The 25,810-nt window shown below is 55.0% G+C and carries 17 protein-coding genes and 2 CRISPR repeat arrays; of the genes, 7 read left to right on the top strand and 10 right to left on the bottom strand.

Annotation, left to right across the window (positions count from 1 at the left end; all coding sequences use genetic code 11):
• Positions 1-234 precede the first annotated feature (234 nt).
• Positions 235-1,620, top strand: coding sequence for an FAD-binding oxidoreductase (locus ACK3R5_RS13745; protein WP_411967367.1), 1,386 nt, complete (start codon positions 235-237; stop codon positions 1,618-1,620).
• A 344-nt stretch (positions 1,621-1,964) separates the two neighbouring features.
• On the opposite strand, the gene ACK3R5_RS13740 is transcribed toward ACK3R5_RS13745, so the two are convergent.
• A complete protein-coding gene (locus tag ACK3R5_RS13740) occupies positions 1,965-3,662 on the bottom strand; it encodes a glycoside hydrolase family 13 protein (protein WP_411967365.1) in 1,698 nt (565 codons plus the stop codon).
• 334 nt (positions 3,663-3,996) lie between these two features.
• Here ACK3R5_RS13740 and ACK3R5_RS13735 point away from each other — a divergent pair, with 334 nt between their 5' ends.
• The 6 genes from ACK3R5_RS13735 (at position 3,997) to ACK3R5_RS13710 (ending at position 9,877) form a co-directional block, all read left to right on the top strand.
• Complete coding sequence (locus tag ACK3R5_RS13735) at positions 3,997-5,418, top strand: extracellular solute-binding protein (RefSeq protein WP_411968665.1); 1,422 nt, start codon at positions 3,997-3,999, stop codon at positions 5,416-5,418.
• A 9-nt stretch (positions 5,419-5,427) separates the two neighbouring features.
• Positions 5,428-6,390, top strand: a complete 963-nt coding sequence (locus tag ACK3R5_RS13730; protein ID WP_411964623.1) for a carbohydrate ABC transporter permease — start codon at positions 5,428-5,430, stop codon at positions 6,388-6,390.
• A 1-nt stretch (position 6,391) separates the two neighbouring features.
• On the top strand, positions 6,392-7,321 hold the full coding sequence (locus ACK3R5_RS13725) for a carbohydrate ABC transporter permease (RefSeq protein ID WP_411967364.1): 930 nt from the start codon (positions 6,392-6,394) through the stop codon (positions 7,319-7,321).
• 5 nt (positions 7,322-7,326) lie between these two features.
• Entirely contained in the window at positions 7,327-8,508 is a 1,182-nt protein-coding gene (locus ACK3R5_RS13720) for an ABC transporter ATP-binding protein (RefSeq protein ID WP_411964621.1), read from the top strand.
• A gap of 2 nt (positions 8,509-8,510) precedes the next feature.
• Positions 8,511-8,711, top strand: coding sequence for a hypothetical protein (locus ACK3R5_RS13715; protein ID WP_411964620.1), 201 nt, complete (start codon positions 8,511-8,513; stop codon positions 8,709-8,711).
• Positions 8,712-8,797: 86 nt separating this feature from the next.
• Positions 8,798-9,877: a TrmB family transcriptional regulator gene (locus ACK3R5_RS13710; protein ID WP_411967363.1), complete on the top strand. Its 1,080-nt coding sequence runs from the start codon at positions 8,798-8,800 to the stop codon at positions 9,875-9,877.
• Between the two features lie 289 nt (positions 9,878-10,166).
• Positions 10,167-12,300: direct repeats of the CRISPR family, unit length 30 nt; unit sequence GCTTCAATCCCACAAGGGTTCGTCTGGAAC.
• A 144-nt stretch (positions 12,301-12,444) separates the two neighbouring features.
• Here ACK3R5_RS13710 and cas2 read toward each other — a convergent pair.
• From cas2 to ACK3R5_RS13665, 9 genes are all read right to left on the bottom strand, one after another.
• Positions 12,445-12,705, bottom strand: a complete 261-nt coding sequence (gene cas2, locus ACK3R5_RS13705) for a CRISPR-associated endonuclease Cas2 (RefSeq protein WP_411967362.1) — start codon at positions 12,703-12,705, stop codon at positions 12,445-12,447.
• A 1-nt stretch (position 12,706) separates the two neighbouring features.
• A complete protein-coding gene (gene cas1b / locus ACK3R5_RS13700) occupies positions 12,707-13,702 on the bottom strand; it encodes a type I-B CRISPR-associated endonuclease Cas1b (RefSeq protein WP_411967361.1) in 996 nt (331 codons plus the stop codon).
• 3 nt (positions 13,703-13,705) lie between these two features.
• The gene (cas4, locus tag ACK3R5_RS13695; RefSeq protein ID WP_411967359.1) at positions 13,706-14,257 is read right to left on the bottom strand and encodes a CRISPR-associated protein Cas4; all 552 of its coding nucleotides are present in this window, start codon (positions 14,255-14,257) and stop codon (positions 13,706-13,708) included.
• Between the two features lie 138 nt (positions 14,258-14,395).
• Positions 14,396-17,209 carry a CRISPR-associated endonuclease Cas3'' gene (locus ACK3R5_RS13690; protein WP_411967358.1) on the bottom strand — a complete coding sequence of 938 codons (2,814 nt, stop codon included), beginning with the start codon at positions 17,207-17,209 and terminating at the stop codon, positions 14,396-14,398.
• Positions 17,210-17,232: 23 nt separating this feature from the next.
• Positions 17,233-18,030, bottom strand: a complete 798-nt coding sequence (gene cas5b / locus ACK3R5_RS13685; protein WP_411967357.1) for a type I-B CRISPR-associated protein Cas5b — start codon at positions 18,028-18,030, stop codon at positions 17,233-17,235.
• A gap of 15 nt (positions 18,031-18,045) precedes the next feature.
• Positions 18,046-19,071: a type I-B CRISPR-associated protein Cas7/Csh2 gene (cas7b, locus tag ACK3R5_RS13680; protein ID WP_411967356.1), complete on the bottom strand. Its 1,026-nt coding sequence runs from the start codon at positions 19,069-19,071 to the stop codon at positions 18,046-18,048.
• Positions 19,072-19,092: 21 nt separating this feature from the next.
• A complete protein-coding gene (gene cas8b, locus ACK3R5_RS13675; protein ID WP_411967355.1) occupies positions 19,093-21,141 on the bottom strand; it encodes a type I-B CRISPR-associated protein Cas8b/Csh1 in 2,049 nt (682 codons plus the stop codon).
• A gap of 83 nt (positions 21,142-21,224) precedes the next feature.
• On the bottom strand, positions 21,225-22,043 hold the full coding sequence (locus ACK3R5_RS13670; RefSeq protein WP_411967354.1) for a CRISPR-associated endoribonuclease Cas6: 819 nt from the start codon (positions 22,041-22,043) through the stop codon (positions 21,225-21,227).
• A 333-nt stretch (positions 22,044-22,376) separates the two neighbouring features.
• A CRISPR array of direct repeats spans positions 22,377-24,828; the repeat unit is 30 nt; unit sequence GCTTCAATCCCACAAGGGTTCGTCTGGAAC.
• A 132-nt stretch (positions 24,829-24,960) separates the two neighbouring features.
• The gene (locus ACK3R5_RS13665) at positions 24,961-25,221 is read right to left on the bottom strand and encodes a MarR family transcriptional regulator (protein WP_411967353.1); all 261 of its coding nucleotides are present in this window, start codon (positions 25,219-25,221) and stop codon (positions 24,961-24,963) included.
• Positions 25,222-25,810: the final 589 nt, after the last annotated feature.

Here is a 25,810-nt window from a genome sequence, read left to right as displayed (position 1 = left end):
CGGTGAGGCAGATATCGGTTCTACTAATAGAATCCACACGTTCTCTACTCCAATTTTTCGTTCAAACAGTGAGCGTTCTTCCTGAGATGTCGTCGTAAAGGTAATCGACAGATTCGGCTCCGCTGAAGCCATTAGAGTTTGACAGCTGTGGCGTGCTGGATGTCGGATATGGATTCAGCAGACCTTGTGCTACGGTAACGGCTAACGCGATTCGTGTTGTAGGGAACGTAAGATATGGTGCCAGTTGACGACCTCCGAGAAACGCTTCGGGGAACCCTGTTCCAACCCCACGACAAGGGCTACCACGAGGCCCGTGCGGTCTGGAACGGGACGATCGACCGCCATCCTGCGGTCATCACCAAGTGTGCAGGCACCGCGGATGTGATCGCGGCAGTGAACTTCGGACGGAAGCACGATCTTGAAATCGCGGTACGCGGCGGCGGTCACAATGTTGCCGGCACCGCCGTCTGCGACGACGGAATCGTCATCGACCTCTCAGAGATGCGAGCCGTATGGGTCGACCCTCGCGCGCGGACCGCCCGGGTTCAGGGCGGTGCCCTGTGGAATGATGTCGACCACGAGACTCAGGTCCACGGCTTGGCAACCACGGGCGGCATCGTCAGCCACACCGGCGTCGCTGGACTCACACTCGGCGGTGGGATTGGCTGGTTGATGCGCAAGCACGGCCTCACCGCCGACAACTTGCTCTCTGCCGATGTGGTGACCGCCGATGGGGAGTTCACCCGAGCCTCGGAAGACGAGCACCCGGACCTGTTCTGGGCGCTCCGAGGCGGCGGTGGGAACTTCGGAATCGTAACTTCCTTCGAGTTCGCCCTCCACCCTGTCGGTCCCACTGTACTCGCCGGCCCCGTGTTCTGGGCGGCGGAGGACACCGCCGACGTGCTACGTTTCTATCGCGACTTCGCGCGGGATGCTCCCGACGAGCTTGGCACCGTCGTCAGGTTCGGGGCCATCCCTCCCCTTTCAGCCGTCCCCGAGGAACTTCACTGGCGACCCTCCGTGGCCATCAACGCCTGCTACGCCGCGCCAGTCGACGAGGGTGAACGCGTCCTCCGACCGTTGCGAGAGTACGGCACACCGCTTCTCGACCTGGTCTCCCCCAAGCCCTATCTGGCACACCAAGGCGGCCTCGACAGCACCGTCCCCCATGGATGGCACTACTACTGGAAGTCGACCGATCTGCCGGAGCTGTCCGACGACCTGATCGACGTGTTCGTCGACCACGCTTTCTCGGCGGAGTCACCCCGTTCGTACACGGTGCTATTCCATCTCGGCGGAGCGGTGAGCCGTGTCGATGATGACGCCACCGCCTACACCGGCCGGAATTCGCCTCACAACATCAACATCAACGGTGCATGGCGTCCAGACGAGAAGGAGAAGTACGCCGAGTCGGAAACAGCGTGGACCCGTCGGTTCTTCGACGCCCTCGAACCTCATCGAGAGGGGGTCTACGTGAATTTCCTCGACGCCGATGACGGCATCCAACGGGTCCGCGAATCCTACGGTGAGGACACCTACCGGCGTCTCGTCGAGATAAAGACCGAATACGATCCCGATAACGTGTTCCACCTCAACCAGAACATTGAGCCCACCGTCTGAACAGTTCTCACCCGGCATTCCTTCGAAGTGCCGGTTGCTCCGACAAAGCTTGGTGAATACGCGCCCTCTATTCGGCACGACTTCGAAAACGTATCACCAACCGAGCATTTCACTGGAGCAAATGGATTCAACTCCGAGTCAGTATACCCCTCCTCTTCGTTCTCGTGGAGGTGTCTCTACTCCGGCCGAAGTTGCGTAATCGCTTCAGTAAGGTGGTGGCTCAGCTGAAATCCATCATCGCAAGGGGCTGAGTGGGGCAGACCCCGTTTCTACTAATAGAATTCTGAGAAAACAGAGCGCAAGGAACAGAGCCGAGTAGGTCTCTTCAGTAGGTCGGTACTTCCTCAGAGTCGGTAGACAACTGCTTCGTACGGCCGGAACTCTCGTTCCAGTGGACTATCTGGAGAGCTCTCGTAGTTGCTGAGTAGTACCTCTGTATCGTTCGTTTCGATGCCGGTCCTGAACATCGCAGGTTCGTCCGACCAGTTGAGGACGACCAACAATTGCTCTTCGTCGAGTGTTCGGATGTACGCGTAAAGTTGCTCGTGGTCAGGAAGGAGGAGTTCGTATGTACCGTAGACAAGCGTGTCCATCTCGTGTCTAAGGTCGATGAGCGACCGGTAGTGATGCCAGATGGAGTCCTCGTCGGCAAGCGCCGTTTCAGCGTTGATGTCGTGATAGTTGTCGTTGACTTCGAGCCACGGTTCGCGGTCGGTGAAGCCAGCATTCGGAGCATCTGACCACTGCATCGGCGTCCGTGCATGGTCCCGACTCCAGTAGTTGACGAGACCACGAGCCTCCTCGAACGAGTCGATACTTCCCGTCTCGAATAGCTCTTCGACCTTCCCGATGGTCATCACGTCGTCTATCTGGTTCAGACTATCGAACTCGACGTTCGTCATCCCGAACTCCTCTCCCTGGTAGATGTACGGTGTGCCACGAAGCGTCAGCAGAAAGGTCGCAATGAGCTTCGCACTCTCTTCGTGGTACGCGCCGTCGTCGCCGAACCGAGAGACGATTCGAGGTAGGTCGTGATTTCCAAGGAACAACGCGTCCCAGAACGTGGTTGCGAGTTCGCCCTGAGCATCTGTGACGATTTCTTTGAACTCCGTCAGGTCCCACTCACCCCACTCGTCGAGGGTCCACTGGCCATCCGAGCCCTCGTCGACAGACATATGATTGAATTGAAACACCATATCTAGCCCGCTCTGACCCTCGACGAGATACTCGGCGGCTTGCGGAATGCTCGTTCCACCCATCTCGGCGACGGTCATCGCGTCGTAGTTCGCGAGTGTGTCGTCGTAGATTTCCTGCAGGTAGTCGTGGATGTGAGGGCCGTGGGCGTAGTGCTGGTGACCAACGAGCTGCTCGTCGAGGTCACCGTCCGGAAGCCCGTCGGTCTTCGAGATGAAGTTGATGGCGTCCATCCGGAACCCGTCGATACCTTTGTCGAGCCACCACGTAATCATCTCCTTGATGTCTTCGCGGACATCCGGGTTGCGCCAGTTGAGGTCGGGCTGGTTCTCGTCGAAGAGGTGGAGGTACCACTGTTTGCGGTCGTCGTCGTAGGTCCATGCAGGCCCACCGAAGACAGATTCCCAGTTGTTCGGTGGTTCGTCGGGTGACCCATCGCGCCAGATGTAGTAGTCCTCATATTCACCGTCACGCTGCCGTGAACGCTGGAACCAATCGTGTTCGTTCGAGGTATGGTTGACGACGAGGTCCATAATCAACCGAATGTCTCGCGCATGCAATGCGTCGAGTAACGCCTCCCAGTCTGCCATCGTCCCGAACTCGTCCAGTATCGAACGGTAATCACGGATGTCGTAGCCGTTGTCGTGGTTCGGGGAGTCGTATACCGGACAGAGCCAGACGACGTCGACGCCCAGCGAGTCGAGATACTCGACTTTCTCTGTGATTCCAGGGATGTCACCGACTCCGTCACCGTCGCTATCGTTGAAACTGCGCGGGTAGATTTGGTAGACGACCGCTTCCTTCCACCACGACTCGTCGGGTTGCTTGATAACCTCGGCGCGACTCATCGCCAACCACCAAGTCTGGTGCAAGTGCGTGGCTCGATACCCTCGAAATTAGTGTTTGGTGCCGTCGCTGTCGGATTCCATGTGAACTCAAATTTGGGACTCATCTGCAGTTTTCGACTGGTTCGTATTCCATTCATGATTCTGAACTTGCCGGGGAGCAGTGCTTTTCCCGCCTATTAGAGCAAAAGAGACTATCGCTCTTAAAACTATCCAGAATCTTAATCAACTGCTTGATTCAGAATTTTTATTACGGAGTATGTCACAATTGTAGATGAGCATGAGAGACAATCGCAATGGAAATCGAAGGCGGTCAGCAGTCACTCGCCGCCGATTCATCAAAGCAGTCGGCGCGACGAGTGGTGTGGCAGGTATCGCTGGATGCGTCGGGAGTGGAGACGGAGACAAGCCCGAGAACGCAGAGTCTGGTCAAACGGTCGTTCGACAGTATTCGGGTGTCGGTGCCAACGAATCACCAGAGGTCAAAGACCAAATTCGAGAACAACTCTGGAACGCGGGTCTATCCGAAGACATCTACGTCGAGATTGTGGACGGGCCGTCGACGACGGACCAGTTACTCAATCAGTACCGGACGTGGCTGTCCGCAGGACGAGAAGAGCCCGACATCTTCAGCATGGATTCCGGCTGGACGATTCCGTTCGTCCAACGGGGCCAAGTACAGAACCTCGAAGAACTCTTAGACGACAGCACACTCAGTACCGTCAAGAACGACTACTTCTCGGCGAGCGTGGCGTCGGCAAGTTCACCCGAGGGCACACTTTACGGAATCCCAGAGTTCCCGGATTTCCCGACGATACAGTACCGCAAAGACCTCGTCGAGGCTGCTGGCTACGACACTGAAGGGTGGCAAACTGAGCCGATGTCCTGGGAACGGTTCGCTGAAATCACCGCCGACGTGATGGCGCAAAATGATGTCGAGTACGGGTATACCTTCCAAGCGGACAGCTACGGAGGACTGTCGTGCTGTGATTTCAACGAGTGGATGACGACGTGGGGCGGTGCGTACTTCGGAGGTACAGAAAACCTCTTCGGACCGGTCAACGACCGCCCGGTCACAGTCAACGAAGGAGGTGCTGTCGAGGCTATCAAGATGGTTCGGTCGTTCATCCACGGGAACGACGACAAACACGGGATGGATATCACCGGCAACATCTCCCCTGCGGCAACACTCGGCTGGACCGAAGAAACCTCACGGAAGCCATTCACCAACGGCAATGCGGTCATGCACCGCAACTGGCCGTACTCGATTGCGATAAACGGAGCCGAAGAGGAACTCGGCGAAAAACTCGGCGTGATGCCGCTCCCGTACGGTGTTTCGACTGATGACGCTCAATTCAGTGGCACCGGTGGGTCTGCATCCGCACTAGGCGGGTGGAACTCTGTGGTGAACCCGAACTCACAGAAGAAAGACGCGGTTGTCGAAGTCCTGAAAGCGAAGATGTCCGAGGACTTCATGTTGTGGCAGTTCGAGAATCTCGGATTCCTGCCGCCAAAACCATCGGTTTTCAACTCCGATTCGGCACGAGACGTCCCGGTTATGGGTCGATATATGGATGCCCTGCAAACCGCAGGGAGCAACGCAATCCCACGCCCGGTGACGACTGCGTGGCCCGACCAGTCCGGTGCCATCGCCAGTGCGGTGAACAAGGCGCTTCAGAAAGGGAGCAGTCAATCGCCGCAAGAAGCGATGGACGCGCTCGCGTCGACACTGAAAGAGATCGAGGAGCAGTCGGTCTGATCGAGTCCAATGGCAACCGAAAACAAACAATCGAGGACTATCCCACGTCCGGATTACGCTATCGCAAACAAGATCGAGACGCTGCCCGAAGAGCTGTACGCGTACCTTCTGATCGTCCCAGCGTTTTTGATGGTCGGTGTGGTCGCGCTGTGGCCACTGATGGATACGTTCACCATGTCACTCCACGCAGATGCAATCTCGGGTGTCAGCGTCGGCGACTTCATCGGCATCGAAAACTACGTCGCTGTCCTCACCGGGCAGCGTAATGCGGTGTTACCGGGGTCGTTCTGGTACGCCGTCGGTCTCACTATCGCCTTCACACTCGGGAGCGTCACGCTCGAAACGGTCATCGGTCTCGCACAAGCACTCGTTCTCGACCAAGAGTTCCGCGGCCGCTCGTGGGTTCGGATGGCGATTATCCTCCCGTGGGCGGTGCCTGTCGTCGTACAGGGGATGATGTTCTATCTCCTGTTCGAACCGAGTATCGGGTTCCTCGTCGCACCGCTGCAAGAACTCGGCGTCTTTTCGTCGACGCCGCTGGCGAACACCCAGGACTCGCTGATACTCGTCACGCTCACCGACGCGTGGAAGACCTCTGCGTTCATGGCACTCATTATCCTCGCAGGGATGCAGAGTATCGACCGGAGTCTCTACGACGTCAGTAAGGTCGCCGGTGCAACTGCGTGGCAACGGTTCAAATTGATCACCTTCCCACTGGTGCTGCCCGCGGTCTTGGTCGGGATGCTGTTCCGGACGCTGGGTGCCCTGAAAGTCTACGGCGTCATCGAGGTGCTTTCCAGCTGTCGGACGGTCCCGTCGATGACTTGTCTCGTCATCTCGGCGTTCCGGTCGAACAGATACGGAACGTCCGCGACGCTCGCGTTCCTCACCGCGCTGGTAATCAGCGTGTTCATTCTGGTGTACCTGGTGAAGTTCGTGGACAGTTTGCGGGGAATCGGAGGGAGCGTCTGAGATGGCGACCGCACACGACACCGACGACCAGAACGACGGTGGCCTGCTCACCAACTGGGTCAGAAGCGCGATCGAGAATCCGGGGAAGGTTCACAGAGCGATGTTTTACGTCGCACTTCTCTTCTTCATGTTCACGACGCTGTTCCCTATCTACTGGCTCGTGGTGTTGGCACTTACACCAAACGACCTCATCGTGAACATGGGCATCTTCCCCCGCGGATTCAACATCTCTGTGTTCATGGACATGTGGGAGACGGTTCCACTCCACCTGTACATGTTCAATAGTTTCGTAATCGCCGTAACGACGACGGCGTACGTACTGATAGTCTCGAGTCTGGCGGGATACGCGTTCGGTCGGCTCGAATTCCGTGGGAAAGGTGGGTTGCTCTTGCTCCTGCTGATCATATCTTTCTTCCCGCCAGCGGCCTTCGTGCTCCCGCTGTTCAAACTGTTCACCGGGAACCTGCTCATCTTCGGGATTCCAAGTCCGAACCTGTTCAACACTGTGGGTGCGATTATCGTCCCCTTCAGCGGGCTCTTCCTTCCACTGTCAGTGTTCATCCTGACGACGTTCTATAGCCAGATTCCAGATGGGCTGGAAGAAGCAGCACGCGTGGAGGGAACGACTCGGCTTGGTGCACTGTTCCGGGTTATTATGCCGCTCTCAGCACCCGGTCTGTCAACCGCCGGGATCCTGACGTTCATCGCCGTCTACAACGAGTTCTTCTTCTCGTTCCTGATGACGACCGGCCAGCCCGAGAACGGTGCCCCACTCGTGTGGGGTATTCTGGCGTTCCAGAGCCAGTACACCAGTCTGTACAACTACATGGCTGCGGCGAGCCTGATCGGGATTCTCCCCGTCGCTCTCATCGTGGTCATCGCACAGGAGAAAATTGTCAGTGGCCTCACCGCTGGCGCGGTCAAGGAGTGATAACTATGGGAAATGTTAAACTCGAACACGTAACGAAGCAGTACGACGACGTAACGGCAGTCAACGACATGAACCTGGACATCCGGGACGGCGAGTTCGTCTGTCTGGTCGGGCCATCGGGCTGCGGCAAGTCGACGACGATGGAGACGATCGCCGGTCTCACGTTGCCCACCGAGGGTGAGGTGACCATCGGCGGAAAGGAGGTGACGAATCTCCCCCCGAAGGAACGGGGCATTGCGATGGTCTTCCAGAACATCGCGTTGTTCCCCCACATGGACGTCTACGACAACGTGAGTTTCGGACTGCGGCTCCGCAACTTCGAGAAAGAAGAGATTGACCGCCGAGTCGAACGGGCGGCAGATATCCTCCAAATCGGTGATCTGTTGGACCGGAAGCCTTCAGAGCTGTCCGGTGGTCAGCGCCAGCGTGTCGCCATTGGTCGGGCAATCGTCCGTGATCCAGAAGCGTTCCTGATGGACGAACCACTCGCGAACCTCGATGCAAAGCTTCGCGTCCATATGCGGACAGAACTCCAGCGGCTCCACAGAGAGCTGGAGACAACCATCATCTACGTCACACACGATCAGGCGGAAGCAATGACGATGTCCGACCGTATCGCGGTCCTCAACGACGGTCAGCTCCAGCAGATTGCTCCACCACTGACTTGTTACAACGAACCGGCGAACCTCTTCGTCGCGGGATTCATCGGCTCGCCGTCGATGAACCTTCTCGAGGGAGAAGTCACCGCAAACGGGTTCACCTCAGAGTTCGTCACTGTCGACTTCGACCCCGCCGACTTCGACGTGTCCGTGGGAGACGCTGTCTCTCTTGGGGTTCGCCCCGAAGACGTCTATCTCGCCGGCGAAGCCAGTGACGTCACTCACCCGACGAAGCACGTCGACACGACCACCGACGTCTTGGAGCCGATGGGTGACGAAATTTTCGTCTATCTGACTCACGGAGACCGCAACACCGCCACAATGGAGGAGGTACAACGGAAGTCCGACCAGTTGCTGATGAGTGTCGACCCCGACAAAGATATCTCCGAAGAGGAGAACGTCGAGGTCTTCTTCGACCGAGCGAACCTCCACCTGTTCGACCAGCAGTCTGGTGAAGCAATCTGTCACAGCATCGTGTCCACTGCTACCGAAAACGCTGTCGACCAGCGTACTCCGTCGGAGGACTAACCATGTTCGAGACGCTCACCGCAGTATACGTCAGTGCGGTCACGGTGCTGTTTTTCTTCTGGACCTACGGAATCTATGCGTTTTTCCGTGACTGCCGAAGCACATACGTTCCGAAGTTCCGTCAGACCCTTCGCGGGTGGAGACTGCTATGGACTGAGGAGGACGAAGAAACACTCGATGAGCACGAGCAACAACTCCTCTGATACACCGAACTTCTCTCCCCGTCAATGACAGTGTCGACCACTCTGAATGAACAACCAAATTATCGATGAAGCCTAATACCAACTCAATGTCTCAGCACGGCGAGCAAGACGACGCGATGCTCAGGGAGGAACTGGGCGACTTCGGATTTTCGGACAAGGATATCGATGTCTATCTCGCTCTGTTGTCTCTGGGTGAGGCGACGACGAGTGCGATTTCGGAGGAGGCTGACGTCTCACAACAGGCAGTCTACACCATCACTGACCGACTCGAAGACCGAGGCTTGGTTCGTGTCAACGACCACGCTTCGCCGAAAACGGTCCGTGCAATCCCCCCAGAGGAATCGATGGCGGCCCTGTCGAGTCGGATTGACTCGATTACACCGGCTCTCAAAGACCGGTTCACCGACACGAAGCCCAAGACACCCGAACTCAAGATGGTGAAGTCTCACGAGACTGCCATCAGGCGGCTCCGTGATGCAATCTCGAAAGCCCAAAAAGAGATTATCGTTGCCATTCCCGAAGACGTCTATCCAGAAATCGAAACTGAACTCCGGACCGCTGCTGACCGAGACGTTCTCACTTTCCTTCTGGTTCAAGACGTAGACGACGTTGAAGGAGCGAGGAAGCGGTTCAGAGGCGTCGCAGATGCCGTTCGTTGCTGGAGCGAGAATATTTTGTTCATGTTCGCAACAGATACCCAGTCGACGAATCCATCGGTACACCAGTCAGCATTGGTCGGTGACGCTCTCTTAGTATCCGGAACACACGACCTCGGGGACGGTGTCGCGGTCTCTGAGAAACATCTCGCAGGTTCGATCCATGGAATGTTCTTCAGCGCCTACTGGCCGGCCGGGACTGATGTATTCGTAACCGACCCGAACCCACTCCCAAAGACATACGACTGGTTCCGACAAGCCGTCTTCCAAGCGGTGCTCCATTCTAAGGCGGGAACAGACCTTTGGGCTGATGTGGAGACAACTGATGGAGAGACAATCTCAGGAAAGGTGAGTCGAATTCATCAAGCGCTCGTCAAACCATCGACAAACGAGTACACACTGCAGACGAGTCTGTATCTCGAAACCAGCGATGGCGAGGTGAGCATCGGTGGAGATAACGCGATTCTGGAGGATTACGAAGCGACATCGGTTACTCTCCGAACCAACTGAGAACCTCGACAGGGTAAGAACTCACAAATAGCCTATTCGATGCCGTTTTCTTGTTTCAGTAAGATGGTGGCTCAGGAATAATCCATCATCACAAGGGGCTGAGTGGGGCAGACCCCGTTTCTACTAATAGAAATCCAGTTGGTGTCGAGTTGTTTAGTAAGATGGTGGCTCAGGAATAATCCATCGTCACAAGGGGCTCGGTGGGGGTAACGGTCATCATAGCCACCAACTGGTCGTCGTTTGCAATGAGTGAAGAACCTCACGCTTTGACGGTCAGTTTTCTTCTAACGCTTTAATCCCACGAGGGTTCGTCTGGAACAGATGTCGTCGTTCAACTCCTCGGCCGTCACGTGGACGCTTCAATCCCACAAGGGTTCGTCTGGAACACGTCGGCTTCGAGCGTCAGGATAGCAACGCCGTCGACGCTTCAATCCCACAAGGGTTCGTCTGGAACCGGCATCACAGGCGTTACTCACGTGGCTCGCATCACGCTTCAATCCCACAAGGGTTCGTCTGGAACTGGAGCCTCCACTCGCTCGAGTACCACGAGGATGATGCTTCAATCCCACAAGGGTTCGTCTGGAACTTGAGGCGACGGCGGTCCAGTCCGCCAGGTTCGGGTCGCTTCAATCCCACAAGAGTTCGTCTGGAACAAGTGGAACGGCAAGGGCTTTTATCTGGTTTCGTGCTGCTTCAATCCCACAAGGGTTCGTCTGGAACCGCATCTCGGAGACCATGAGCCAATCATCGTCTGGCTTCAATCCCACAAGGGTTCGTCTGGAACAAGCCGGCCCTATGTTCAACCCGTTCGTCTCGGCGCTTCAATCCCACAAGGGTTCGTCTGGAACCGCCGTGGTCGCGAAACCCGCCGGATGACGAAAGAGCTTCAATCCCACAAGGGTTCGTCTGGAACACTTGACTCGGATCGTCGTCTCGCCGTTCTTCGACGTGCTTCAATCCCACAAGGGTTCGTCTGGAACGATACGGACGGCGAACTCGCGGTTGGCTTCGCTGCGCTTCAATCCCACAAGGGTTCGTCTGGAACTGACCCGGTGCTGCTGCGCGTCCTGAAGTACGTCAAGCTTCAATCCCACAAGGGTTCGTCTGGAACAGGTGGATGCTCCGGACGTGGACGCTCCTCACTTCGGGCTTCAATCCCACAAGGGTTCGTCTGGAACCACCAGTGGCGCTGAAGTCCCGTAGGTTCGATTGTCGCTTCAATCCCACAAGGGTTCGTCTGGAACTGTCTCGTTATCTCGCCCGAGGAGCTCCATGATGCTTCAATCCCACAAGGGTTCGTCTGGAACTCGCCCATCCACCACTCGGCGCGTCGTCGAGCGTGCTTCAATCCCACAAGGGTTCGTCTGGAACTCTTCGTGGTCGCGGGGGTCGATTGGTTGCTTATCGCTTCAATCCCACAAGGGTTCGTCTGGAACCGCCGACGTCGACGCCGACGTCGTGTGGGCGCAGTCAGCTTCAATCCCACAAGGGTTCGTCTGGAACACCTTGGTGTCGATTTCAATCTTCTCGTCTGGAACGCTTCAATCCCACAAGGGTTCGTCTGGAACCGTGACCGTCGGTTCGTCGTCTTCGTTTCGGTCGCCGCTTCAATCCCACAAGGGTTCGTCTGGAACCCCGTCTCTTACCTGAATATCGGCGTGTGAGAGTGTGCTTCAATCCCACAAGGGTTCGTCTGGAACCGTGACTTTGCACACCGTCGGGATTCGTGATTCGAGTGCTTCAATCCCACAGGGGTTCGTCTGGAACTGAAGTTGCCCTCGAGTGCGGTGAAGTTCCCACTCGCTTCAATCCCACAGGGGTTCGTCTGGAACCTATCTCACCGTTCGCCCGGTCGTAAGTCGCGGCGACGGCTTCAATCCCACAGGGGTTCGTCTGGAACCACTGAAACCACTCTCTGAAACGCGTATCCAAGACGCTTCAATCCCACAGGGGTTCGTCTGGAACAATGACTGACGAGCGTCTCCTGAATGCCTCGAAATTGCTTCAATCCCACAGGGGTTCGTCTGGAACAGTATCGTTTTCAACCGTGACGTTCCCACCGACGCTTCAATCCCACAGGGGTTCGTCTGGAACTCAATTGCTAAATTTCCATCGTCGCCAGTTGAGTCCGCTTCAATCCCACAGGGGTTCGTCTGGAACTCGACCGATTTTACCCCCGATTTTGTGCTCTGAGCTTCAATCCCACAGGGGTTCGTCTGGAACAAACGAGGACTTCGAACGGCCAGTACAGGGCAATGTGCTTCAATCCCACAGGGGTTCGTCTGGAACACAGTAACGCATCTCCCTCGGCGGTGACGATGACGTTGCTTCAATCCCACAGGGGTTCGTCTGGAACACCGATATCGACAGACGAACCGCTAAATCCTGTTACCGCTTCAATCCCACAGGGGTTCGTCTGGAACCCGTGCGAATTCACGGGTATAGGGGACTGTGGTGGCGGTATTCACAAGAGTGTTTCCGTCGACCCGCAATTCTCCCAAAACCCCCGGGGGGTCGACGGGAATCAGGATTGACCTAAAACGTAGACCAATAACGGAGAAGTCAGCTCAGGTGAACCTGCTTCCGGGTTCATCCGTATCACCGTATGTAGTGAACTCGAATGCTGCAGGGTTGCTTGATTCAAATATCACAACTGAATCGGCAGGGTCGAGTTCGTCTTCTATCTCGTTTTTCATTGCAGTGAGCTGTCCCCGGGTTAGCTCTCCAAAGAACACAGAATATTGTAAGTGCTCGAGACGACGCCGGAGAAGCTTCCGGTAGATGCGTGTTCTGTTAGCGGGTACGTCGTAGACCACAATTACGTGCATCTCACCACCACTTCTCTGTAGCTAGATACGGTTCTCCTGTGAGCAGGTGCTTTTTGAGACTGTAAACGTCTAACCGTACGAGTGTTTTGAAGCTCACTTTTCGCTTGAGTCGAGGGTGGTTCACAGTTTCGTCGAGCGTGCGCTCGAATTCCTCTAAGACAGTTAGTCTGCCATTTTCAGTGAGGAGACAACCGCTGAGTTCGTCCTCAAAATCGTCCACCGTAATCTGTTTTCGATTTACAAGACGGAACATGAGGCGATCCGCTAGAAGTGGCTTGAATATGTCTGCAATATCGAGTGAGAGTGTAAATCGACGTTCTCCTGGCTCATGTACAAACCCAATCGTTGGGTCGAGCGCTGTTTTTCGGATGGCTGAGACGCATGTAGAATAGACCATCCCATTCAGGAAGGACACGAGCGCATTTGCTTCATTCGTCGGCGGGTTGTATTCACGCTTCGTCAACTCAAATGGGTCTGTGAGGATTTCGTCGAAGCAACTGTAATACCGCTTCCTGGCATTTCCTTCGACAGCCCGTAGTGTATCGACATCTTGTGTATCTCTTACTTCGTTTTTCAACTCAAATAGAGTATCAACCACCGACTCAAAATCCCCTCGACGCCCAGAATAATACCGGATATTCGAGCGCATATTGTGAATGCTGGCCTCGATCATTCGGTGGCCTATCTGAAGCCTTCTATCTGGATCGTCGTACGCGCGGACCTGCTCTACAACGGTGTTTCCTGAGACCTGTCCGCGTTTGGGGAGGTATGACCCTTTGTAGTAGTCTTTCCACCCGAAGATGTGCACCGGAACGTTATGTTCGTTTAATAGCCCGAGCGCCCGTGTGTTGAACGTGATTTGGCCATGGAGATAGAGGGAATCAATTGATTCAACTGGGAGATACTTTGTATCTCCTTCTAAAGTATCGATTCTGAGCGTTCCTTCGTTTCGCGATAGTTCACCGTCAGCGAAGATATGATGATTTGCTTTTGTCATGATTTAAACCCAACAAATATCTTGGTACAAACAAGAGTCGCAGTATGATTTCTTTTCCAATTCCGGCGGAGTATCTTGGCTAACGACATCCAAGATACCACGAATCGTCTCCTCTACTTCTGAAATTGCAGTCTTATCGAGCTTGACCGATTCGCGCTTCCGCTCTGTGGGGTACGCTAAAACACCGTCCTTGTCGACGTCATAGATTTTGTGCAGATACCAGAGATAGAACAATAATTGCATCCGTGCAGGTTTTTCAAGTGCTGAAGAAACTTTCACTTCCATCACTTCACCAGATTCCAAGATATCTAACTGAATTCGGTTTCCAATCATGAACGAGCGTCGAGACCCGCTGTAGCTAGTTTGATCGACGTGCGTTCCTCGTTGAATATTTGGAGTTTCTCTGTCGATATCGACGCCCTCGGACATGAACCAGAGTTCGCGTTTGCAGACGTGGTAATACTGAACCATCAACCCGGTAATCGGGTTTTTCGGAGTCCTGCTGGGGTCTCGTTCTTCCTCAATGTATTCCCTCACTGGGTTCGTAGCGGACATTGCCACCTCCTGTCGAATAGGAAAAGATAGTCTGTTTCTAACATCTGTGTAATTGTTATTTGAGTGACTAATATTCCTTTCTCTGATTTCTGGGTGAGAAGCTGAAGTGGGTGGTAATACTACTAGACGAACCGAATCTCAAATCACAGTAAATCTGCCTGCAACAACGTCGTCTCGTCCTTTGAGCCCACCACTTTCCAATTCGTACTGTAGGCCACCATGGCCAGTATACCGGAACACCTGGACGCCATCAGCAGACCGCTCCTTGCCATCAACTCGAACAACCTCTGGAATATCGTCGATAGTCGTAACTGGAAGCGAGACGCGAATACCTGCTGCAGCATCCAACTCGTCGTATGCAGCAGGATTCCCGGACTCGAACATCTCGGTGAGTCGGTTCAGTCGAGCGACTTCTGCATCGGTTGTGGCCACTAACACGTCGGCCGTTTCATAGCCACCAATCATTGACTGCTGAGAGAGCCATCTCGCTTTGGCGTCATCGATATGCTTTCGAATTTCAGTCGATGAAAGTGATTTCTCTTGGAGGGCGTTGAAATACGCGTCGACAGCATGCTGAGACACTTCACCGTCTGGAATATCCTCTGTCTGTTCGAGCTCAGCGAGTACCTCTGAAATCAGCTTGAGATGTCCTGGGATTCCAGCATCTGTCGAGCCACTTTCGTACACCCAATATGCCGGTGGCGTGTTTCCAGCAGTCTCTTCGTTGGGGTCCGCAAGCGTCCAGATGATTACGTTACCTCCGTTTCGGCCCCACTCGTACGAACGGTTACACCGTCCGGCGGCCTGGACAATACTATCGAGCGGCGCAATGTCTCGATAGACCGTCCTAAAGCTAATGTCCACACCTGCTTCGATTGCCTGCGTCGAGACAAGTATGAATGGGAGCTCACTTGTCGATAACATATCTGCCAATTCTATGATGATCTGCCGATCGAATGGTCGATATCGGGAACTAAGCGTCAATACGAGTTCGTCGACACCGTCTGGCTTCGACCAATCATCGTTTCCGGTTGGTTTCGTTATCCCGAATTCGGCGAGGGCTTTGGAAGCAACCTCTCTGGGAGTATACTCTTTCGTGACGGCATCGACATTTTCACTGTTCAGTACGGATTGAATTGCCGGCCCAAGGTGGGCTACTCGCTTTTGCGAACAAACCGACCGAGTCAGTGCTGAGGTGCTTTTGACCGTATTACAGATTGCGAGTGTCGACCCTCCTTGTCTGGTCTCCTCTACAACCCGCTCGGCCGCATTTTCATAATCTACGTACTTGTTCTCTGATGAGATTTGATGAGAGAGGGCGGTCTCATCGATTGTGTACCGAACCCGTTCTGCTTCTTCGAAGTACGCTTCTTTTCTTATTGGGTCCAGGGTAGTCGAGTACGAGCGAGCATCCGCACAACGAGCACACGAGTCAGTATCGTGTATGAGTCCCAGTTCCAAGAGCGGTGCAGTATCTAGGTCTCGGAGCAAACTGGGTTGGGTTGCAGTCATCGCAATGATTCGAGTCTGATACTCGTCGATCAGTAGATCAAGTAACCGTCTGATTGCGTCCCACCAGTCTTTGGGCAGCGCTTGTGGTTCGTCCAAGATGACCAAACTGGAATCCAGTGCGGGGAGCTTCAAGCCCTGCCGGTTCGACGGCCCAGTAAGACTCTCGAATAGCTGGACGAATGTCGTCAAGACCGTCCCATCTCGCCAGGATTCACCAAGTAAGCTTGCGACTTCCTCACTGTCAGTCGTCGCCACGTCGTCGTCTTGGTACTCGTCGTGGTAGACCACTGTTTCACTCAAATAGTGATGGACGGTCAACGCCGACTTTTTCGGGTCTGCACCCCAGAGGTCTGGATTCTCAAAGATTTCCCGTGTCTGTTCGATAATACTCGTGTATGGGAGGGCGTACACGATCGGGTTCGGTTGCTCATCACCAGACCGGTCCATCAGCATATCACGTGCTTCGAAGGCTGCGGATAATCCTGTGAAGGTCTTCCCAAGACCAGTCGGCAACGTGAGCGTTGCAATGAAAGAATTCCGTCCTGCTTCCCCACCGTTAAGCCACTCGTGCACGCCCCTCATGGCCTGTCGTCTGGCTCGTTCTCGCTCATCATTGAGACTGACTTGGAGGTCACTCTCTGTTGGAGTGCTTCTGATATCCTGGATATACGCTTCTATCGTAGCACGGTCCAGCGTTGCGATATCGAATACTTGCGACTCTGGAATTCCCATCGCATGGCTTTTGTCTGCGAGTGTAATCGCGGACCAGTAGTGGAGAGTCCGGTCGTATATTTTTTCGGGGAGCTTTGACGAGTCTGCCTTCGGTCCTGTTAGTTCCTGACGAGCACTTTGTTCGTGAAGTTCGTCGACAACGTCTCCCGATTCTACCCACGCAACGAACTCTTCCCAAGCTACATCCTGTACGTCGGTACAGTGGAGCAACTCGGTTGCAGCTTGTGGCCAGTACTCATCGATTGCCGCGACTTGCGCTGTGAGAATTCTTTCTGAGTCGTCGAATGCCTCTGCCAGTGTCTCCGCGGTATACTGCGCAGTATTGGGGAGTGCTTGGTGGTGGCGAGCGACCGCGAGTGTCGCAGCGAGCCGGTCTTTTTCGGGGGCGTCGAGCCGCCCAAGGATGAACCACGTCGCGAGTGCACCAAGCCTGGCGTGGTTTTTCTCTTTTTCAGTTCCAATTCGAGATACACCTGGTCGTATATACGCCTGAAACTGAGGTGTGGCCTTCCCAAAGTCGTGGAGTGCTGCTGCGGCACACAGATACGTGTCTCGTTCGTCGTCAGGTCCGAACAATTTCGATGCCCGATCCGAAACGACTGCATTGTGTGAAGTGAGGCGAAGGGCACCAGATTCGGTGAGCTGGTCCTCCGGATATTCGTGGTCAGTCTCGTTGGTCGCAGGATGGGATATTAGCGGGAGTTCCATACTAAAGAAATAATATTAGGCCGTTATCGGAACACGACGGTCCGATCACCGACTGTGACCGGTACAACGTCTGTATTTGCCCCGATACGGACCGTGGCGTCTGCCTGTTGTGTGTAGACGTAGTCGTCGAAGCGTGTTGTTCGCCGTCCGCCTGATTCCGCCTCCATGACTGCAGGTGAGCGTTCGACACCATACGTCACACCACCCTGCGGGACCGCTTTCGACAGCGAGATCGGAACTACGGAGTCGACGTCGGTGATCGAGTCGTCTGTGACTCGCGTGGGAGTACGGTCAGTTTTGACGTCTTCTATCGTTGCGAGATACTCCGACTTTCCAAGACTCGGTGGGTACACTGACGTACCATCAACAAGGTTCGTACGAAGCGCGTCGTAGAACTCGTCATCCTCGAGTGCAACATCTATCCGGTAGGCTGGGTCAGCAAGCACTTCGTATGCGTGGAGCTGTCGGTCTCCCTCAGTGTTCTGGTAGGTGATTTTGTGTGTTCGCCAGCTTCCCACCGTCGAGGTCACGTCTTGGCCTGGGTCTGTTCCAACCCCAGTTGTTGGGATATTGACTGTTCGGAGTTCTGTGAGTGGCGTAATCGCTATCGCGGAGTTGTCCGACCCGAACGTATCGTAGTACGAGTCACGGCCAGCACCAACGATTGCAGCGAGCATGCCAGCGACAGTGGTCCGCGGTGGGATTCGGTACGTCTGTTTGGTGACGCTTCGTCCGACTCGCTTGAAATGACCCCATGTTGACCTGACGGTAAACGACAGGCAACGGTCAGGGACGCCGTCAGCGTCTATTTGCGGTGTCATCTATTTACCCAGATGTCAGGCCGCCAGGTCTCGCTCTTCGAGGACGTCGATCTCGTGAACATCGTGTCCCGAGTCGGCGAGATAGCTGCTCAGTTCGTCACCCTGAATCATCTCGTCATCAACCTCGAGCGTCAATCGGTCGTCACCGACGATGTGCACTGTCTCGATACGGTCAGCTGCGTGGTCGAGAGCAGATACCAATTCAGTGGCGTCAACGACGACATCTTTGACCGAGCGCAGCGACTCGTCGCTCTCTGAGGAGAGTTCGAGTAAATCGTGGAGTCCACCGATGTGGTAGTTACCTTCCTCATACTCGACGCGGATGTACAGACGCGGCTCCTGGCCGAGTTTCGACCGAGAAGTCGTCTGGTTTTTCAGCGCCCGCCAGCAGAGTGTGTCGAGCCGCTCGACGTCTGATTGCGTCAATTGGGTCGACTCAGCACCGTTGTTGTCGACAAGCCCCCAGAACGGGAAGATGCCGTACTTGATTCGTTTGTCGTCGAGATCGAATCCACCCTGACGGTTTTCTTCCCCGGTCGAGATGACACTGGTCAGTGAGTCATACTCTTCGTTTTCTTCGACCTTGTTCAGCGACTTCGATGGCAGGAACTGGACCGGTCCTTGGTAGTGGCTTGGGAATTCCCTGTTCAGTGCGGTTCGGAACGCTTCGTCAGCTTCGTCGTCACTTGCTTCGAAGCTGAGCGTTGCGCCGAAGTAGCGAACGTCTGTCGCTGCTTCGAGGAACTTCGATCCTAAGTCTTCGAGTTCTTCGATGTCGTCGGCGTCGCCCAGTTCTTCCAAGAGGTCCTTGATGAGCGTTGTTCGTGTTTTTGACTCTCCGTCGACCTTTTTCACGTAGATGTCGAAGCCGTCGTCGAGCAGTTGGTCTCGAAGGTACCGCTTGAGTCGCACGTCGGTGATGATTCCCTGACCTGTGTCGGGATCGCGACGGGGGCGGTTATCGCCGATCGGATTACCGTTTGGGTTGCAGTCCTGGGCGTCGTAAACGAACAGAAGTTCGGAGCGGTTTGGCGTTGTCATTGGTGTATTGGGGGTGTTTGGTCAGTTGGCTGCACTCTCGACCGGTGCTTCGTCGCTCTGGTCGGTCTTCTCGTGGAGGTCGAAGGCTACTGGCATCGACCGTCGGCCGTGTGCGTGGCCGAGTACGTAACAGAACTGGAGTTCACGCTTTTCCAGCTCCCACTTGCTGGGCATGTCTTCGGTCGCCTCGAGAAGCCGGTCTACCGTCTCCGGGAATAGGAGATCTCGGTCAGAACTGTAATCCGAGTCTAACGCGTAGACCTTGGCTTTCTCCAGCGCCGAAGTAAGTGCGTTCTCGAGGCTGTTCTTTGTCAGTTGGTCGCCCCTCGTCTTCGAGTCGAGTGGGCGGCCCATGTTGCGGACAGACTCCTGGTGCCAACTAATCTGGCCGACGAGTACGCCGGCGAGGGCAGCTGCTCTCCGCTCGGAGTCGTTGAACAGTGGTCTCTCAAGGAACGATTCGAGTCGGTACTCCCGGATCGTCGGGAGGTCGGATGTGTCGAGGTCTGTGTCAGTAGTCATGGTGTTGGTTGGTTCAATTGAGACGTCGATGCCGGTCAGAAGCCCAGCGCGTGAGAGGGCCTCTATATGGACGAGTTGCTGGACGACAATCTGGTGGGGCGGGACCTCACCGTCTTCAGAGGCGTCGTCATAGCGTCGCATGTACTCGTCAAATAGCATCGACGCGTCGAGCTGTGCACCAGCAATCAACCGATGGTCGACGACTCGCCGGAAGTCGTCGCCTTCTTCGTCGCTTCGATACGCGAACGTTGCATCGGTGAACTGGTGCCCAACGATTCGATAGAAGGCGAGTTTACGCGTCTCGTCGAAATCGTCGGCAAAGTCCAGAAGTGGCCAGTTGTCGTACACGCTGAAGCCACCCCTCCGTGGATCGAGAGATGGTCCGTGTACGGTTTCGGCAACTGCTTCTGCGAGTTCTGAGACCCAGTGTACGGTTGCCGCTGGCTCTTCTGCTATCACGTTCTTGTCGTCGCCGATGGGAAGTGTAACCGTGTAGAAGCGGAGTTCTCTTTCGCCGAGATCACGGAGTGCTTCACTGTCGGACTCGCGAAGCTCGTAGGTAACACGCGCCATCGGTGCTCCGCCGGACTCGTCGTAGTCGCTGTCAGCGTCAAGGGATTCGATTGCGCCGTAGAGCGACTGGGCCTTGGCTGCGGTCAAGTCACCAGCAAAATACGGGAGGGCATACGTTTCCATCCCACCGCGACGGTACACACACTTCTCGATGAGGTCCTGCCCTTTGCTGAAGAGCATCGCCACGTCAGCACTCACGGGGTAGTTTCGCCAAGATTGGTCTTGTCGAAGCCCTGGTTGTGCGTCTGGATGCTTGACAGAGAATATCCCAAGTGGGCTCTCGGGTGTTCCGACAACTCGCCCTTCACGTCCGGTAACGACGCCAGTTCCAATCCCCTCGGAGGGATCACCACTTGAGTCGATATTCTTGTCGGCAGCGTTGGCTGTCGCGTACCGCTTCATCGCTTCAGTCAGGACATCGAGGTCTGCGGGCCAGAACCACTGCGTCCCTGTTTCATCAGTTCGTTCAAGTTCGTCCGTATCGATTCGAAGTCGAACTGAGACGACAGTCGGGATTGATTCATCAGCTGGCAGGATGCCTTCGATTTTATCGCCGAGTTCTTCGAGTGAATCTGAGTCTTTCTCGAATACGTCGGCGAGTCGCTCTATGATCCAGGCGTCGGGATGACCGTCCTCACCAACAAGGCTCAGGACGCTGTCTTGTGTCGTCCACGAGCGAACACGGCCGAGAATAGTACTCACAACGCCTGCAGCGTCGTTCCCATTCTTCGAACCAATCTGGGTGAGACTGTACTTTGCACCACGTCCCGACGATTTGTGGGAGTACCCGAGATTCGGAACGTCCTCTTCACGGAGTGTGTCGACCTTTGGGTCGCTTACTGCAGGCACCTCTCCGGTCAGGTCGATATCGATGGTGACGAGTCGACCATCGTCGATGAAGGGTTCGAGTTTGCTCGGTGTACCGTACAATTCTCCGCCACTTTCGGCGACTGCAAGGACACCGTAGAGTGCCATCACGTCTTCCAGACTGGAGGGTGGGCGACCATGCCAGTACGAGTCGATTGCGTCTTCGAAGTCTTCGATAGTCGGCCCAGTCATCAGTCACCTGCCCGTGGTGGTGTTTTGTCGGCGAGGTTCAGGAACCCGAAGCCGTGCTCACGTCGCTGCCCGATACCCGAATCGAGAGCGAGATTCAGGTGATAGCGGTGCGTCTCGTCCCGGACTCGGTACCCGAAGCGCCATTTCGAGAGCAACACTGTTCGGTCGACAGCCGTGGCTGGCTGGAACTTAATCGCGTAGGTCACCTCGTCTTTGATTGGTTCGATTCGCTCGAAGAGCGGTTCGTCGACGTCCATCGGGCCGTCGTAGTAGTCGTCGCCGTACCGTTCGTGTGTCCGCTGCAGAGACCGCTTGATGGTCTCCTGAAGTGGCTCCATGCCATGCTCAGGACGCCAGAATAGCTTCGTCTCTGCATCGCCGGCGTCGATTTTCTCGGTGCCAAGCCCGTGTTCCTCTGCTAGCTGGCGGTCCAGCGCACAGAAGACGCCAGTTCCGGTCTCGAGTTCACCTGTTGCACCGGCTTCGCCGACGTCGAGTGTGTGGCCAGTAATTTCGTCGACTTTGAACCGCATCTGGCCGATATCGAATGCCCGCTCACGACCGAAGTGTGCGACAAGGTCGTCCAGAACTTCACGCCGAGGTGAGGCGATACGGAGGTATCGTCGGTCACCCTCCTGAATACGACCCCACGGGAACACATTCGAGTACGCAAACCCGACACCATGTTTCGTGTCGTGAGTTTGGACGTACTCCTGATTATCTTGGAGGCCGCGCCAAATCCGACCACGGAGCTTGTGATGATACGATGTATCGTAGGCAGCGTCGGCAACGGCATCCAAGGCTAATTCGATGCGCACGCCTCATACCACCCCTTTTCGGTCAGTACAATTGTGTGACACAAAGTTGTGTTTAAATTGCCATTACTTGTAACTATTGTAATATGAGTTATGAATCATTCATGAGTGTGATTCGGACTGGTCGATAGTCCTGACCCGGGTGAATCTAATCCCGTAAGGGTTCGTCTGAAGCGGTTGTCAGCCAGTGTCCTCTTTGCCAATACTTGCTTCAATCTGCGCTCAGTTCGTCTGGATCCGTTCTAGGCAAAGGGTTACCCTCAGACTCGAAACCGGGACGTATAATAGTTCGTCTGGAACCGTCAGCGCGTCGATGTCCATCGCGATGCTGAACGTGCTTCAATCCCACAAGGGTTCGTATGAAACCGTACGCTATCAGGCGAACCTCACGTTCTTCTCGTGGCTTCAATCCCACAGGGGTTCGTCTGGAACAATCCAAAGCGCGTCCACCCGGTCCACGGACTTGCCGCTTTAATCCCACGAGGGTTCGTCTGGAACGAGATGGTACGGCACCCTCGCCGCAGACGTAGTAGCGCTTCAATCCCACAAGGGTTCGTCTGAAACTCAGCGCCACCGTCATCCCCCTCGCCACCGCCAAAGCTTCAATCCCACAAGGGTTCGTCTGGAACTCAGGAGATACGACCATAGCCGCGCGAGGATGACGCTTCAATCCCACAAGGGTTCGTCTGGAACGATAGTCTCGCGAGAGTCGTAAGGGATGGCGTCCATGCTTCAATCCCACAAGGGTTCGTCTGGAACTCCGGGCGTATGACCGGGGGCGAATCACGATAAAGGCTTCAATCCCACAAGGGTTCGTCTGAAACGCGGCGGCTGGCGGTGCGCTCGCCGGCCCGTTCTGCTTCAATCCCACAAGGGTTCGTCTGGAACAACGGTAGCCTCGACAAGCAAGACGTTTGGCAGTCGCTTCAATCCCACAAGGGTTCGTCTGGAACTCGTGGCGACGACCTCCTCGTGCGCACGGGGACTGAGCTTCAATCCCACAAGGGTTCGTCTGGAACACCATCGTCATCGGGTCTTTTCCGGTAAGCCCGAAGCTTCAATCCCACAAGGGTTCGTCTGGAACGTCGTCAACGAAACCCGGACGCTTCGCGACGATCTCGAGCTTCAATCCCACAAGGGTTCGTCTGGAACCACGCCCATCATGGAGAAGACGTTCGGCAGTGTGTCGCTTCAATCCCACAAGGGTTCGTCTGGAACCACGGAAACGCAAGTGCAGATGGCGGTAGTCGTTGCTTCAATCCCACAAGGGTTCGTCTGGAACAATCGCAGTCGTTCGCGGTGTATCCGCCGGTCGCGACGCTTCAATCCCACAAGGGTTCGTCTGGAACGTCGACCGTCTCTAGCGTACACTACAATGTACATGTGCTTCAATCCCACAAGGGTTCGTCTGGAACACTACTCTCATGCACACCACTTCATGCTAATAAAGCTTCAATCCCACAAGGGTTCGTCTGGAACCATTTGACTTGGACGTCTTCCATGTCTCGCTGTTCGCTTCAATCCCACAAGGGTTCGTCTGGAACGGTTGAGAATTACATCTCGGGATGCACGACGAAGAGCTTCAATCCCACAAGGGTTCGTCTGGAACAATCTCGCACATGCACGAGCACTGGATTGACTGGGACCGCTTCAATCCCACAAGGGTTCGTCTGGAACTCTAACCGGAGCCTCTCACCATGCCTAACAAATTTGCTTCAATCCCACAAGGGTTCGTCTGGAACAATCCCGTCTGTGGGGTTGCCGTCGACCGACTTCCGCTTCAATCCCACAAGGGTTCGTCTGGAACACGATTCACGACTGGTCGGATGACGGTACGACCGACGAGCTTCAATCCCACAAGGGTTCGTCTGGAACACTGGGGTGACCTCTCTCGGCCTTCCGAGACTAACTGCTTCAATCCCACAAGGGTTCGTCTGGAACACTGGTGATTCGGTCTCTTGAAAGACCCAGCGGTCGGCTTCAATCCCACAAGGGTTCGTCTGGAACCTCATGTACCTGCTGAACGCAGACATGGCCCGAATCGCTTCAATCCCACAAGGGTTCGTCTGGAACTGTGGGTCTGGATTTCGGTGGCGCTGACACGTGGCTTCAATCCCACAAGGGTTCGTCTGGAACATTCCCTTTGGTGCAAAACAGCATGTGTTCCGTCGCTTCAATCCCACAAGGGTTCGTCTGGAACGTTGACGCGAGTGCGACCATCTCAGACGTGTTTCAGCTTCAATCCCACAAGGGTTCGTCTGGAACTACACAACCTCGGATTCGCAACCGCAGGCATCGCAGCTTCAATCCCACAAGGGTTCGTCTGGAACAGAATCTCGCACCCTCCACTCTTAGCAGAGCTAAGCTTCAATCCCACAAGGGTTCGTCTGGAACGCAATGCCACTATCGCGGACCTCTCGACCTACGGGAGCTTCAATCCCACAAGGGTTCGTCTGGAACTATTCCACGAAATCGATGCGGCGACTGCTGGCCCAACGCTTCAATCCCACAAGGGTTCGTCTGGAACGGTGTCGAACCGTCGTGAACCGCCGTGTGGACCGTGCTTCAATCCCACAAGGGTTCGTCTGGAACTTCCCGATGTTCTGGGCACCACCGTCGTACAGATGCTTCAATCCCACAAGGGTTCGTCTGGAACACGCGTCTCGGTGTGTACGAGTGGCTCTCTGTCGGCTTCAATCCCACAAGGGTTCGTCTGGAACTGACTTGGACGTCGAAGAGTGGGAAGCGCATGAACCGAGCTTCAATCCCACAAGGGTTCGTCTGGAACCCGTACGAATTCACGGGTATAGAGGACTGTGGTGGCGGTATTCACAAGAGTGTTTCCGTCGACCCGCAATTCTCCCCAAACCCCCGGGGGGTCGACGGAAATCCAACTCGGTTCATTGATTGGTGCCTATCCTTACTCCTTAAGTGTGAGATCCTTTGAATCGACTTCCCCAGCAAGAAATTTCTCACCGAATTCTGTGATCCTGTAGTTTGAAGCATCTATCCTCTGGATTAGGCCAACTGAAGCTAGCTTTCGGCATCGACGTGAAATGTACTCTCCCGTGTAGTCGATATTCGCAGCTATAACAGAAGGAGAGGCAACAATGTCCTTCTCAAATAAAAATTCGAGAATACGCTCGTCAGCCTGCGTCATCCAATCTACGCGTGGCCGCATTAACGAATTAATGCGCGATATCGGACCCTAAGACGGCACCAAAACCTGTCTATAGACACAATATTTTGTGTCTGTAGTATCAAAATATGTTGACTAGATAGATATACCTTCCAAGCCTTGTAATATGCTAAGGAGACCAAGCGCACTCCAGAATAGACATTAGAGGGATAATTCATGGGTATAGAGAGACGGTCGGATGTCTGAGGATGTTGAAAAGGAAGAGGTGATTTCAACCTTACACCATTCCCTTCGGGCTTCCAGGAGACGGTATACAATTCAAGTGTTGGGTAACACGGATAGTACAACCCTCCCCACTCGAGAGATTGCCCGTCAAATTACCAGCGTTGAACAAGATGTCCCCCCGCAACAGGCTACCGGTGAACCCTACCGGAATGTGTACAACTCGTTGACTCAGACGCATCTCCCGACACTTGCGCGTGCGGGAGTCATCGTCTATGACCCAATGCGTCAGCAGGTATCTGCCGGACCAAACTTCACGCTCGCACTACTTTTAGATGGGATTACCCGACCTGCGATAGATATCCTACAAGAACAGAAATCGCGTGACAGTGTCGAGGAGCGGTAGTGC

This window comes from Haloferax sp. YSSS75 (assembly GCF_046764215.1).
Lineage (GTDB): Archaea > Halobacteriota > Halobacteria > Halobacteriales > Haloferacaceae > Haloferax.
The sequence above is the reverse complement of the archived record's forward strand: the minus strand, read 5'-3'. Positions and strand labels throughout refer to the sequence as shown.